Source organism: Enterobacter soli ATCC BAA-2102, assembly GCF_001654845.1.
Lineage (GTDB): Bacteria > Pseudomonadota > Gammaproteobacteria > Enterobacterales > Enterobacteriaceae > Enterobacter > Enterobacter soli.
The window spans coordinates 51,818-64,367 of record NZ_LXES01000030.1 but is presented as its reverse complement, the minus strand read 5'-3'; the positions used below and the strand labels follow the sequence as shown (position 1 = coordinate 64,367).

At 55.0% G+C, this 12,550-nt stretch carries 13 protein-coding genes and 1 other RNA gene; 4 read left to right on the top strand and 10 right to left on the bottom strand.

The annotated features are described in order from the left end of the window. Positions 1–80: 80 nt before the first annotated feature. Both M987_RS10770 and yczE read right to left on the bottom strand, forming a co-directional pair. Positions 81–1,151: a LacI family DNA-binding transcriptional regulator gene (locus tag M987_RS10770; RefSeq protein ID WP_014069147.1), complete on the bottom strand. Its 1,071-nt coding sequence runs from the start codon at positions 1,149–1,151 to the stop codon at positions 81–83. A 77-nt stretch (positions 1,152–1,228) separates the two neighbouring features. Beyond that, positions 1,229–1,840: a membrane protein YczE gene (yczE, locus tag M987_RS10765; protein ID WP_014069146.1), complete on the bottom strand. Its 612-nt coding sequence runs from the start codon at positions 1,838–1,840 to the stop codon at positions 1,229–1,231. Positions 1,841–1,926: 86 nt separating this feature from the next. On the opposite strand from yczE, the gene yczR reads away from it, so the two are divergent. Further along, complete coding sequence (yczR, locus tag M987_RS10760) at positions 1,927–3,351, top strand: MocR-like transcription factor YczR (protein ID WP_014069145.1); 1,425 nt, start codon at positions 1,927–1,929, stop codon at positions 3,349–3,351. Positions 3,352–3,496: 145 nt separating this feature from the next. Here yczR and M987_RS10755 read toward each other — a convergent pair whose 3' ends face one another. The 3 genes from M987_RS10755 to ffs form a co-directional block, all read right to left on the bottom strand. Next, complete coding sequence (locus M987_RS10755; protein WP_014069144.1) at positions 3,497–3,712, bottom strand: hypothetical protein; 216 nt, start codon at positions 3,710–3,712, stop codon at positions 3,497–3,499. Then, positions 3,709–3,960, bottom strand: a complete 252-nt coding sequence (locus M987_RS10750; protein ID WP_014069143.1) for a hypothetical protein — start codon at positions 3,958–3,960, stop codon at positions 3,709–3,711. The genes M987_RS10755 and M987_RS10750 overlap by 4 nt, the downstream gene beginning before the upstream one ends. Before the next feature lie 277 nt (positions 3,961–4,237). After that, positions 4,238–4,334: signal recognition particle sRNA small type (ffs, locus tag M987_RS10745), an RNA gene on the bottom strand. A 223-nt stretch (positions 4,335–4,557) separates the two neighbouring features. On the opposite strand from ffs, the gene M987_RS10740 reads away from it, so the two are divergent. Beyond that, positions 4,558–4,965, top strand: a complete 408-nt coding sequence (locus M987_RS10740) for a hypothetical protein (protein ID WP_014069142.1) — start codon at positions 4,558–4,560, stop codon at positions 4,963–4,965. Positions 4,966–5,036: 71 nt separating this feature from the next. Next, positions 5,037–5,372, top strand: coding sequence for an MGMT family protein (locus M987_RS10735; RefSeq protein WP_014069141.1), 336 nt, complete (start codon positions 5,037–5,039; stop codon positions 5,370–5,372). 37 nt (positions 5,373–5,409) lie between these two features. On the opposite strand, the gene M987_RS10730 is transcribed toward M987_RS10735, so the two are convergent. Continuing rightward, positions 5,410–5,937, bottom strand: a complete 528-nt coding sequence (locus tag M987_RS10730) for a YbaY family lipoprotein (RefSeq protein ID WP_014069140.1) — start codon at positions 5,935–5,937, stop codon at positions 5,410–5,412. A 204-nt stretch (positions 5,938–6,141) separates the two neighbouring features. Here M987_RS10730 and tesB point away from each other — a divergent pair, with 204 nt between their 5' ends. Further along, entirely contained in the window at positions 6,142–7,002 is an 861-nt protein-coding gene (gene tesB / locus M987_RS10725) for an acyl-CoA thioesterase II (RefSeq protein ID WP_014069139.1), read from the top strand. A gap of 96 nt (positions 7,003–7,098) precedes the next feature. On the opposite strand, the gene amtB is transcribed toward tesB, so the two are convergent. From amtB to M987_RS10705, 4 genes are all read right to left on the bottom strand, one after another. Then, a complete protein-coding gene (gene amtB, locus M987_RS10720) occupies positions 7,099–8,385 on the bottom strand; it encodes an ammonium transporter AmtB (protein ID WP_014069138.1) in 1,287 nt (428 codons plus the stop codon). Between the two features lie 35 nt (positions 8,386–8,420). Further along, on the bottom strand, positions 8,421–8,759 hold the full coding sequence (gene glnK, locus M987_RS10715; RefSeq protein ID WP_008503304.1) for a P-II family nitrogen regulator: 339 nt from the start codon (positions 8,757–8,759) through the stop codon (positions 8,421–8,423). Between the two features lie 222 nt (positions 8,760–8,981). Then, a complete protein-coding gene (locus M987_RS10710; RefSeq protein WP_014069137.1) occupies positions 8,982–10,763 on the bottom strand; it encodes a SmdB family multidrug efflux ABC transporter permease/ATP-binding protein in 1,782 nt (593 codons plus the stop codon). Next, positions 10,756–12,528 (bottom strand): SmdA family multidrug ABC transporter permease/ATP-binding protein, encoded by a 1,773-nt coding sequence (locus tag M987_RS10705; RefSeq protein ID WP_014069136.1) that lies wholly within the window; start codon positions 12,526–12,528, stop codon positions 10,756–10,758. Before M987_RS10705 ends, M987_RS10710 begins: the two co-directional genes overlap by 8 nt. Positions 12,529–12,550 lie beyond the last annotated feature (22 nt).

The following is a 12,550-nucleotide window of genomic DNA, read 5'->3' as shown; positions in this document are numbered from 1 at the left end:
ACAATTCATGTCAACATGCCCTGGCAAACCCTTGCGGTAAAGCGTCCGATCGCGGCGAAGCGAGTCAGATCACAAAAGTCCTATTCGCGTGCTAATTGTTCAGCCAGGAGTGCCAGGGTTTTCAGCTGCCGGGCCAGATCTTCACGATCCGCCTGCTGTGACGTGCGGCGGGCGCTGGAGTGACGGGTAATAAGGGTCACCGGAAGTTGTGTTTGCCAGCATTCGTTGCCGGAAGACGCGGTCAGCAGCCACTCAACACTGCATTCGCCTGCCTCACGAAATGCCTGGCGAACCGTGGTCAGGGGTGGAGAGAACCAGGCGCTATCGGTTGTGTCATCAAAACCCACAACGGAGATCTGCCCGGGTACAGCAATCCCCTTTTCCGCACAGGCGCGCATCACACCTAAGGCCATCTGATCGTTCGCCACCAGAATAGCTTCCGGCAGCGCCGGGCCCGATATAAGCTGATGACCCTTTTCGTAACCGGAGGCGGCACTCCAGTCACCGAATGCTACACCGGCAGGTTCAAGCCCGGCCTGCGCCAGCGAAGCCTGCCACCCGACCCGGCGTGCTCTGGCAGAGACAGAGCTTTCAGGCCCATTCAGCAGGGCAATACGCTGATGGCCCAACGAGATAAGATGTTCAGCCCCCAGTTGTGCTCCCTGGGCTGCATCAAAGACCAGGCTATTAACCGGCGCAGAGGGTGAAACATCCAAAAACAGCACCGGCACGGGTGATGCCAGCGCCCTGAGTTGTTCGGCTTCAGCGTCTTCCAGCGGCACATTCACCAGCAGCCCGTCAACACGTTGCGCCAGGAGTTCCTGAACGGCGGCCTGACAGCGTTGTGGGTGTTCCACCATAGAAATCAGCACACTCGCCCCCTTCTCCACCGCGCGGGTTTTTACCGCAGAAGCAATTTGCGAAGGGGCGTGAAGCGCCAGATCGGTTGTAATCAGACCCAGCGTTCGAGTGCGTTTACCCGCCAGCTGTTGCGCGCCACGGTTGGGCACATAGTTCAGTTCCGCCATGGCCTGCTGCACCTTTTCCCGCGTGCGGGCGGAGACATGCTCCGCATCATTTATCACGCGGGAAACGGTCTGATAAGAAACCCCTGCGAGGAGGGCTACGTCATAAAGAGTGATAGCTTTCATGCATTCTGACATTGCGACAAGAGATGCCGCTATTCTGGCACAGCCGCGCCGTTAATACTTGTGAGCGCTTCGCAAAATTAAACAACTTGCTCAGGCTGAGGTATCTTTTGCACCTGCGGTTTCTGGCGAAACCAGGGCAGGCAGATCTGGATCAGCGGGCCAATGGTTAATGCATACAGCACCGTACCGACACCGAACGACCCGCCAAGCATGATACCAATCAGTAACACCGATACCTCAATGGACGTACGCACACTGCGGATAGACCAGCCCAGTCGGGCATAAATGCCTGTCATCAGGCCGTCACGTGGGCCAGGTCCAAAACCGGCGCCAATATACATCCCTGTCGCTATCGCATTAACCACAATGCCCGCTACCAGCAGAGCAATACGCAGGGGAAGTGAAGTCAACTCAGGGATCAGCATCATCGTGGCATCGGCAGCCAGGCCAATACAAATAACGTTACTTATCGTGCCAAGCCCAGGCCACTGCCGCAGCGGGACCCAAAACAGCAGTACCGCAGCGCCGGTTAAAATAATTACCGTGCCAATGCTCATACCCAACTGTATTGCCACCCCAAGGTGAAATACGTCCCACGGATCGACCCCCAGATCGGAACGAATAAACATTGCGGTTGAAAGACCATACAGCCCTAATCCGACATAAAGTTGTACCAGACGACGTAACATTTTTATCTTCTCCGAAGAACCAGGCTTTCATCTTCGGCGAAAATGGTCTTATGATTAATGTCCAGTTTTCAAATAGTGGACTGCATATGTCATCTCGTCGTTTTGGTAGTCAGTCACTGGTACGCTTGTTAGGCCACTGGCAGCAAACCACATCCCGCACACCACTCTGGCGACAGCTGGCAGATGCCTTGCGCCTGCTTATTCTTGATGGCCGACTGGCGCTTAATACCCGTTTACCGGGCGAGCGTGAACTGGCCTCTTCGCTGGACGTCAGCCGTACCACCATCAGCAGTGCATTAGCCAGCCTGCGGGATGAGGGCTATCTGGAGAGTCGTCATGGCAGTGGTTCACGCGTGATCCTGCCGGATTCCCGGGCCGTACCGACCCTCTCTGCGGCAAGCGTAGCACTGGATCTTTCCACCGCGGCACTCAACGCCGGGCCGGAAATTCACCAGGCCTATACGTACGCACTATCGGCCATTACGCAGTATCTTTCGCTCACAGGTTACGATCAGTCCGGATTACTGGCCCTGCGGGAAGCCATTGCCGCACGCTATACCGCACGCGGGCTGGCGACTCGAGCAGACGAAGTGATGGTCGTCAACGGCGCAGTCAGCGCCTTCGCGCTGGTGTTACGCATGATGACGGGCCCCGGCGACCGCGTTGTGGTGGATCATCCAACCTACCCACTGGCCATCGCCGCTATCCAGGGGGCGTTGTGTCGTCCGGTAGGCGTCTCCTTACCACAAACGGGCTGGGATACCGACGGTTTTGCCGCAACGCTTGCGCAAACCGCGCCACGCCTGGCCTACCTGATGCCGGATTTCCATAACCCGACAGGGCGCTGTATGGACATCCCGACCCGCAAAGCGATAACCGACATTGCCGCACAGACCCGCACCACGCTGGTTGTCGATGAAACCATGGTGGATCTCTGGTTTGATTCTCCACCGCCCCCGCCGCTGGCATCCTTTAACCCGGAGGCGACGGTCATCACCCTGGGCTCGGCAGGAAAAAGTTTCTGGGGTGGCCTGCGTCTGGGCTGGATCCGCGCGTCATCGCGCACCATTGCTACCCTCGCCCAGACCCGCGATACCCTGGATTTGGGCTCACCGGTGCTGGAACAGCTGGCAACGCTGTGGCTTATCGAAAACAGCGACACGTTTTTGCCTGCCCGACGGCAAATGCTGGCCGAACGCCGTAAGCGGTGCAGTGAACTGCTGCGTGAACATTTCCCGGAGTGGACTTTCCACGACGCGGAAGGCGGGCTTTCTTACTGGGTGGAACTGCCAGGAATGCAGGCTACACAGCTTGCCGCACGGGCAGAAACGCTGGGGATCAATCTGGGTACCGGAACACGATTTGGCCTGTCGGGGGCGTTTGACCGCTATTTACGTATGCCCTTTACGCTTGACCCGGCAGAGCTTGAGAGCGCGCTGATGAGAATCAAGCCGCTATGGACGGCATTAAATAAAACCACGGCCCCTGCCATAAAAAGGAGCATTGTGTAATGTGATGAAGATTAAATCTGGGGTTGAAATTTACGCTGGTTACATAATGACCCGTGATTATTATCACAGATAATTTCGCAGCGAAATTAAGAATAAAAACTGCTGACTGAAATGAATGCAGTCAGCAGTTTTCACAGAATGGTACTTAGTGCTGAGGAGGAATAGGGAAACCCTTAAGAGAAATAACGAAGTTTTCTCCTTCTTTCTTTATTTTTGCGCCAGTATCACACCAGTCAGACGCAATCCGAAAGAACTCATCACTACCTACATTCCAGCCAAGACGTACATGCTTCACATAGCCTGAACGCAACAAATCGCAGGCCTCTTTGTAGTCATTGGCAGTTGACAGTTGTTGTTTCATTTTCTCTTCTTCAGAAGTTTACGTAGAGCCTTGATTTCTTTAGGAGTAAAAGGAGTTACACTCTCTTCTTCCGTATGCTGATTATCAATATCCTCTTCCGATACTCCCACCTCTTCTACCGCTTCAAATGCCAGCTGTAGCAGTTTCTCTGTGGTCACGCTTAAATTCTCATTATTTACTTCTGCGTAGTGGCGAAGTCTTTCTTTTAGCGCTTCATCAATCTTAACGTTTAATACCGCAGTAGCCATGATTGTCACTTCCCTTCGGAATAAGTTCTTTATTTAATACACGAAGTTAACAATGTAATCCAGATTTATATTTTTTACTTATGACAGAAAAAAGACATCCGAATATAAAATGGCAGTCTATTATTACATGTTTATGACAATAATATTTCAGTTGGATGAATGATATATTACATATTGAATTAAATACTTTTAATTCCTGTGGAATTAGGCAACAAGCACAAGGTTTGGGATACGAAAGAGGTCGGTGAAATCTGAGGAGAGCAGAAATGGGTGGGGGCCCTGCCAGCTACATCCCGGCACACACGTCGTCTGCTCTGGCTGCTTCCTTCCGGACCTGACCTGGTGAACAGAGTAGCGTTGCGGGAGAACCAACAGAGCCCCCATTGAGAGCGTTGTTAACCAACGCGCTGGCGCATTATCCCTGTGCTGTCCGGCAATTGCAAGCCGCTGGCATTCGGATGACGGTTTATTGCACAACCGTGATGCAACTTAAGGCAGGTAACAGCCAGATAAGTACAGATTGCGAGTCTCTTCGCAGTAAATTAGCACGCCTATGCCACACTGTTCGAATGCGTTTCATTCATGCAGGGCACATCCATGATTAGCACATTACCCCAGACACTGACGCTCGCTATGCCGGCCATCGATGGCGTAACCCTTCACCACAAGGGGCTGAATTACCTGCGTCCTGAACTGCTGCTGGATTTCGTGACCATCAGTGAACAGCCAATGCTTTTTGTCACGCCTGTTGCCGTGCTCTATTCCACCGTCGGTGTGGTGCGTTACGTCAATCTGCGCAGAATTCCTGTCGCCGTTTCCGGGCGGGTGATTTATCCAATCTGCTCGCAGGCCCTGCCCGACCTGCGTGCCAAACTCATCATCAATACCCAGGCAAGGAAACTGAAGTTTCTGGAAAGCCTGGTGGCAATGCGTGAACAGCCCGCGGCCAGCAGCACAAAAGTGATCGGCCTGGCACTGGAATTCACCGTCCAGCAGCCCTCCTGAGCAGGGTTATTGCGCCTTCACAATCTACCAGAGGTCGCTTATCCTGTGGTTTTTCTTGTCTGGTAAACACAATGGACGCTTTCGATTCGATTCCCGAACCGTTACCTGACTCATTCCCTGTCAGAGTCTGGCAGATTGTCGCCTCAATTCCCGAAGGCTACGTAACCACTTACGGAGATGTCGCCCGACTGGCAGGCTCACCCCGCGCGGCACGTCAGGTCGGAGGCGTATTGAAACGGTTACCGGAAGGCAGCACCCTCCCCTGGCATCGGGTGGTTAATCGTCACGGGACCATCTCACTGACAGGCCCGGATTTACAGCGCCAGCGTCAGGCATTGCTCTCTGAAGGCGTACAGGTGTCGGGGGGCGGGAAAATCGATTTACAGAAATATCGTTGGGTGTACTAGAAAACTGCCCTCTTCACCGGGAAGAGGGCATAGGTCATTACTGCTGGATTGAGGCAGGTGGCTCAGCGGCAACTGGCGGCTGCGCTGAAACAGGAACTTCTGTCTGCTGTACTGCAACCAGATTCAGATCGGCTTTTGTCCCACCGTGGTTAATCACTTCCTGAACCGTATCAGTGATAAACATCAGTTTACCGTTAACGGTGACTGCTGCACTCAGCAATATACGCGCATTAGGCTGGATTTCAGCCGGGTTGTACGGCAACACAAAGCTGAACGGAGCCTGTTTACCGATGGTACGCACCGCTCTTTGCGACAACACTTTGGCAGGTGCATCAGCCAGGGAGGCATCCGACAGGGTGACCGTTAACACAGCGTCTGGCGGTAAAGCCACTTTCTGACGGATCCATACCGTACCAGAAACGTTAGGCTGCTGAGAGGTCTGCTGCGAAAGCGTGTCAACAGTATTTGGATCCGGCGCTGGCGCCTGGGTATTGGCGTGCTTACCTGCGCAGGCCGTCAATGCCACCGCTACCGCTAAACCACTTACTATGTGCACGAGTTTCATTGAAGTCTCCTTATCATCAATGCACCAGCGGGATCGATCCCACCCGATGTCGTTAACATTTAGATAACGTAACAAGTGTGGCACAAATCACTGATTAATGCCTGATTTCAGCCCGATATTCAGATTATTCTACCCATCGGACCACTTTCAAATCTGCGTTATACTCTGCTTATCTTTCGCCACGGCGTTTTATTGAGGACAACTATGAGTCAGGCACTGAACAATCTGCTGACATTACTGAACCTGGAAAAAATTGAGGAAGGACTCTTTCGCGGACAGAGCGAAGATTTGGGCTTACGCCAGGTCTTCGGCGGACAAGTCGTTGGACAGGCATTATATGCCGCTAAAGAGACCGTCCCGGCAGACCGTCTGGTGCACTCTTTCCACAGCTACTTCTTACGCCCTGGCGACAGCGCCAAACCGATTGTTTATGACGTTGAAGTGCTGCGTGACGGCAACAGTTTTAGTGCCCGACGCGTGGCCGCCATTCAGAATGGCAAACCTATCTTTTATATGACGGCCTCTTTCCAGGCGCCGGAACCGGGTTATGAGCATCAGAAAGTGATGCCGCCATCCCCATCGCCGGAGGAGCTTAAATCAGAAACCGATATCGCGCGTGCGCTGGCGCACCTGCTGCCGCCGCAGGTGAAAGAGAAATTCCTGTGCGATAAGCCGCTGGAAATCCGCCCGGTCGAATTCCATAACCCGATGAAAGGCCATGTTGCTGAGCCAAAGCGTCAGGTGTGGATCCGCGCCAACGGCACTGTGCCGGAGGATTTCCGCGTCCATCAGTATCTGCTGGGTTACGCATCAGACTTCAACTTCCTGCCGGTTGCCCTACAACCACACGGCGTTGGGTTCCTGGAAAAAGGGATGCAGGTTGCGACGATAGACCACTCCATGTGGTTCCACCGCCCGTTCGATATGAATGACTGGTTACTCTACAGCGTGGAAAGTACGTCGGCATCCAGCGCTCGCGGGTTTGTACGCGGCGAGTTTTATACTCAGGATGGCATTCTGGTGGCATCGACGGTGCAGGAAGGGGTAATGCGTAATCGGGGGTAATTTTGTGCGGCCTGATGCCCTCACCCTGATTCTCTCCCACCAGGAGAGGGGACAAACACAAAAAACGGCAACCTGAGGTTGCCGTTTTGCTGTTTATCAGGCGTTATACGCATTCTCGCCGTGGCTGTTGACGTCCAGACCTTCGCGTTCCTGCTCTTCCGGAACACGCAGACCGACGGTCATGTCAGCCAGTTTATAGCCGATAAAGGCCACAACGGCAGACCAGACAACGGTGATGGCGATACTTTCCAGCTGTACCAGCACCTGGTGAACCATGGTGACGCCTTCTGCGTAACCCACTCCACCCAGTGATTTCGCCGCGAAGATACCGGTCATGATACAACCGATGATGCCGCACACGCCGTGCACGCCGAACACATCGCAAGGGTCATCAACGCGCAGAACACGTTTCAGCGCAGTCACACCCCACAGGCCAGCCAGCCCCGCAACCAGACCGATAAGCAGCGCGCCGCCTACACCTACATAGCCACACGCAGGGGTGATACCAACCAGACCGGCGATCGCACCAGAACATGCACCCAGCAGAGAAGGTTTACCGCGAACAGCCCACTCGCCAAATACCCAGGAGAGGATAGCGCCCGCCGTTGCAATCACGGTATTCACGAAGGCCAGCGCAGCGATTTCGTTCGCAGCACTTGCTGAACCGGCGTTGAAACCGAACCAGCCAAAGTAGAGGATAGCCGTACCGGTAAACACCATTGGCAGGTTGTGTGGTTTGAAGGCTTCTTTGCCAAAGCCCACACGTTTGCCAATCAGGTATGCACCAACCAGGCCTGCTACCGCAGCGTTAATGTGCACAACAGTACCGCCCGCGAAGTCCAGCGCACCGTGCGTCGCCAGCAGACCACCGCCCCACACCATATGCGCAATCGGCACGTAGGAGAGCGTCAACCAGACCACCACAAAGATCAGCACCGCAGAGAAGCGAATACGCTCAGCCAGTGCACCAACAATCAGCCCCACAGTGATACAGGCGAACGACCCCTGGAAGGCAACGTGGATGTACTGATAGAAGCTGCCCATCAGCGCGGTCAGTTCGATATTTTTCAGCATCGCCCAGTTGAGGTTGCCGAAGAAGGCATTGCCTTCGCCGAAGGCCAGCGAGTAACCGTAGACCACCCACAGCACGCACACCAGTGCGAACGTCACGGCAACCTGCGTCAGCATGGAGAGGACGTTTTTACCGCGGATCAGGCCGCCGTAGAACAGCGCAATGCCCGGGATAGTCATGAACAGCACCAGCGCGGTGCAGATCATCATAAAGGCGTTATCGGCTTTGTCTGCCACCGCAGGGGCAGCCATTGCCAGGCCTGGCAGCAGTGCCAGCGAACCCAGACCCGTTTTGATTGTTGCTATCTTCATTTTCTCGATCCCTATCACTGTGTGCCAGGAGTTACTTACAATGCCGCTTCGTCGGATTCGCCCGTACGGATACGAATCACGCGCTGCAACTCGGCAACGAAAATTTTGCCGTCGCCAATTTTGCCGGTGTAGGCCGCTTTGCTAATGACATCAATCACTTCATCAAGCTGATCGTCAGCGATTGCGACATCAATCTTCACTTTAGGCAGGAAGTTAACGCTGTATTCCGCCCCACGATAAAGCTCGGCATGACCTTTCTGACGACCAAAGCCTTTCACTTCGGTGACAGTCAGTCCCTGAATACCCATGGAAGACAATGCTTCACGAACGTCTTCAAGTTTGAATGGTTTGATTACAACCGTAACCAGCTTCATAAATCCCCTCCAGTCAGAATTCGGTAATGGCCGCAGCTAACACGCAGGAGATATTGCAAGGGGTGTGCCAGAATTGAAAAAAGGGGGAAAAAGCGGCGCAATGAGCACGGCAGGGCATTCAGTGATGGAGTGGCGAAAAAAAACGCACCATGACAGTGCATGATGCGTTTCAGTTTTGCACCAACAGTTGTGAGTGTTAGCGCCTTGCCTGATTTTGGTGCATCAGGCGCTGAGCGACTCCTCTTCGCGCGCACTGGCAGCCAGCTCTTCACCCGCCAGCTGCAACTGGTACATCTGCCAGTAACGCCCTTTCGCCTCTAACAGCTGGCGATGCGTCCCGCGCTCAACGGCCTGGCCGCGATGCAGCACCAGAATAGTATCGGCATCAACAATCGTTGACAGGCGGTGGGCGATGACGACAAGCGTTGTATGATCGCGCACGGCTGCCAGCGCCTGCTGGATAGCCTGCTCCGTACCGGAGTCGATACTGGCGGTTGCCTCATCAAGAATGAGCACTTGCGGCGTTTCAATCAGTACCCGCGCCAGCGCCAGCAGCTGTTTTTGCCCAACCGAGAGATTGTTCCCCTGCTCGCCCAGTCGGGTGTCGATACCCTCGGGCAGACCGCGTGCCAGCTCTGCCAGCTGCACGGTTTCCAGCACCGCCCAGACCTGCTCATGCGTATAAGGCCTACCCAGCGTGACGTTGGCGTAGAAGGTATCCGCCAGTACCACCGGGTCTTGCTGCACCATTGCCACCCCTTTACGCAGCACATTGTGGCTCAGGGAAGACAGTGGACGCCCGTCCAGGCGGATCTCCCCTTTTGTCAGCGGGTAGTAACCCATCAGCAAACTGGCGAGGGTGCTCTTACCGCTACCGGTATGGCCCACCAGCGCCACAAAGCCGCGTGACGGCACATCAAGGCTAACGTCCTGGAGGACAAGCCGGTCATCACGATAAGCAAATGAGACATTATCAAAGGTAATAGCACCGCTTTGCAGACTACGGTCATCATCACCGTAGGTCTGACGCGGCCGGTCCATAAGCTCAAAGACGCGCTCTCCCGCAACCACGGCCTGTTGCAGCATGGATTGCTGCGTGGTGAGCTCAATCAGCGGTTCATTGAGACGCCCAAGATAACTAATAAAGGCATACAACACGCCCACTTCAATAGTGCCGCCTGACGTCAGACCAAACAGCATCAGCAAGCCGCAGAGCACCAGCGCAGAGAAAAGACTCAGCAAAGGACGTAACAGGAAACCATCCAGGCGCAGCGTCTGCATTCGCGCCATGTAGTGTGAACGACTGGCCTCCCCCATTCGCTCGCCAAAACGTGCCTGCTGGCGGAACTGCTGGATGACGCTCATGCCGTTGATCACTTCGTTGAAGCCATCATTGATATCGGCCAGATACGCACGCACGCGACGAACAATCGGCGTGCTGTAGCGTTGATAGATAACCATCACAATCAGCACTGCCGGGAAGATGGTGATCGCCACCAGCGCCATGCGCCAGTCGAGGCTAAACATCGCCACCAGCATTGCGCCAATCAACGCCGCACTGCGTAATACCGTCGCCACGACGGTGACATACAGATCCCGGATAACTTCCGTATCGTTGGTCACCCGCGAGATAACTTGCCCGACAGGCTGAGTATCGAATTCGCTCAGCGGCTGGCGCAGCGCCGCATCCATCACGTCCGTGCGTAACTGCTGCACGACGCCGACGGCCGCGCGGTTAAACAGCAACGACTGCGCATAGTGCAGCCCGGCAGCCGTCAGCTGTAGCCCAACGTAGGCAACGCCTAATCCCGCCACCAGCCCCAGCGGCAGATAGTGTTTCGCCACCATGTTATCGATAAAATAACTGATGAGCAGCGGGCCGCTCACTTCAGCAATCGCCGCGATCCACAACAGAAGCACGGCAATCGACAGCGGTTTGCGCCACGGCGAACCATAGGAAAGCAGTCGTTTTAACGTTGGCCACATCGTTCCCAGCTTACGCATTGGTGGTCTCCTCATCCTGCTCCGGAGCATCATCCAGCGCAGCTTCAAGCTGCTGATAACGATACATATCGCGATACCAACCGGGTTGTTCTGTCAGCTGGTCGTGTTGCCCGCGCTGGGCGATGTGCCCGTGTTGCATTACCAGAATTTCACTGGCTTCGGTCAGCGCCGACAAGCGGTGCGCGCTAATGATCACCGTACGCCCTTCGCCCCACTGGCGCAGGTTGTGCAGGATCTGATGTTCAGTACGGCCATCCACCGCCGAAAGCGCATCATCCAGGATCAGGATTTCAGCGTTCAGCAGCAGCGCGCGGGCAATCGAAATACGCTGTTTTTGCCCACCGGACAGCATTACGCCACGTTCGCCCACTTCGGTGTCATAACCCTGCGGCAGACGCAAAATATCGTCATGAACGCTGGCAAGACGCGCGACATGTTCAATCTCTTCCTGCGTCGCCGTGGGGTGGCCGAGAGCAATGTTATTCGCGACGGTGTCAGAGAATAAAAATGGCGTCTGGCTGACTACTGCCAGGCGGCTGCGCCAGTCGTCCAGCAGCAGGCGTGTCAGCGGGACATTGTGGAAACGAATATCGCCCTGAGTCACATCAAAGTGACGCTGGATAAGCGAAAGCAGAGTGCTTTTGCCGGAACCCGTCGGGCCGCAAACGCCCAACATCTGGCCCGGTTGCAGCGTGAAATTGACGTTTTCAAGCACCGGATGTTCCGTTTGCGGGTAGGCAAACGAACCGATATCCGCTTTCATTATCCCGCGCCCTTCCGGCACCGTTTCACTGCCGTCGTTAACCACTGGCGCTTCGGCCAGCATGGCACGAATACGGCTGTAGGCAGCGCTGCCTCGCTCAACAATGTTAAACATCCAGGCCAGTGCCAGCATTGGCCAAATCATCAGCCCCAGATACATCGCGAAACTGGTTAACTGGCCAAGCGTCATCATGTCGTGTACCACCATCCAGCTACCGCCGCCGATAGCCAGCAGGTTCGCCATACCGATAGCGATATAAATCGTCGGGTCAAAACGCGCGTCGATCCGCGCCACCCGCATGTTTTTCGCTCCGGTATCCGCCGCATCGGCAGCAAACAGCGCGGACTGTCTGTCTTCCAGACCAAAGGCTTTGATCATGCGGATACTGGTCATGCTCTCCTGGGTGCGGTCGTTGAGTGATGAAAACGCCGCCTGCGCCAGTTTGAAACGCTCATGCAGCTTTTCGCCGTAGCGATTGATCGCCAGCGCCATCAGCGGCATTGGCAGCAGGGCCAGCAGCGTCAGCTGCCAGCTGATTTGTGTCGACATCACAATCAGTACCGCGCACCCCATCACCAGAGAGTCCACCAGGGTTAACACCCCTTCCCCGGCGGCAAACACCACGCGGTCAACGTCGTTGGTGGCGCGGGCGATTAAATCCCCGGTGCGGTGACGCAGGTAAAACTCGGGATGCTGGCGACTCAGCTGGCGGTAAAAGTCTTCGCGCAGCTCAACGGCGAGCTGATAAGACGCCCCGAATAACAGGACGCGCCAGACGTAGCGCAGCAGGTAGACAATCACCGCTGTCAGCACCAGCGTGCCAATCCACATCAACACCCGTGCGGTGGTGTAATGCTGTTCGGTGACGCCATCCACCACATATCCCACCACTTTGGGCGGGATCAGTTGCAGAATGGCAATGATAATAAGCAGGCAGACTGCGCCGAGATAGCGTTGCCACTCCCGACGAAAGTACCAGCTTAGTTGGGCAAATAATCGCACGCGGTATTTTCCTGAAGGTATT

What these genes read in the sequence shown, in the direction of transcription:
- M987_RS10770 (WP_014069147.1), bottom strand. Translation starts at nt 1,151, where the DNA reads ATGAAAGCTATCACTCTTTATGACGTAGCCCTCCTCGCAGGGGTTTCT.
- amtB (WP_014069138.1), bottom strand. Translation starts at nt 8,385, where the DNA reads ATGAAGATAGCAACAATCAAAACGGGTCTGGGTTCGCTGGCACTGCTG.
- M987_RS10710 (WP_014069137.1), bottom strand. Translation starts at nt 10,763, where the DNA reads ATGCGTAAGCTGGGAACGATGTGGCCAACGTTAAAACGACTGCTTTCC.
- tesB (WP_014069139.1), top strand. Translation starts at nt 6,142, where the DNA reads ATGAGTCAGGCACTGAACAATCTGCTGACATTACTGAACCTGGAAAAA.
- M987_RS10740 (WP_014069142.1), top strand. Translation starts at nt 4,558, where the DNA reads ATGATTAGCACATTACCCCAGACACTGACGCTCGCTATGCCGGCCATC.
- glnK (WP_008503304.1), bottom strand. Translation starts at nt 8,759, where the DNA reads ATGAAGCTGGTTACGGTTGTAATCAAACCATTCAAACTTGAAGACGTT.
- yczE (WP_014069146.1), bottom strand. Translation starts at nt 1,840, where the DNA reads ATGTTACGTCGTCTGGTACAACTTTATGTCGGATTAGGGCTGTATGGT.
- yczR (WP_014069145.1), top strand. Translation starts at nt 1,927, where the DNA reads ATGTCATCTCGTCGTTTTGGTAGTCAGTCACTGGTACGCTTGTTAGGC.
- M987_RS10730 (WP_014069140.1), bottom strand. Translation starts at nt 5,937, where the DNA reads ATGAAACTCGTGCACATAGTAAGTGGTTTAGCGGTAGCGGTGGCATTG.
- M987_RS10750 (WP_014069143.1), bottom strand. Translation starts at nt 3,960, where the DNA reads ATGGCTACTGCGGTATTAAACGTTAAGATTGATGAAGCGCTAAAAGAA.
- M987_RS10755 (WP_014069144.1), bottom strand. Translation starts at nt 3,712, where the DNA reads ATGAAACAACAACTGTCAACTGCCAATGACTACAAAGAGGCCTGCGAT.
- M987_RS10735 (WP_014069141.1), top strand. Translation starts at nt 5,037, where the DNA reads ATGGACGCTTTCGATTCGATTCCCGAACCGTTACCTGACTCATTCCCT.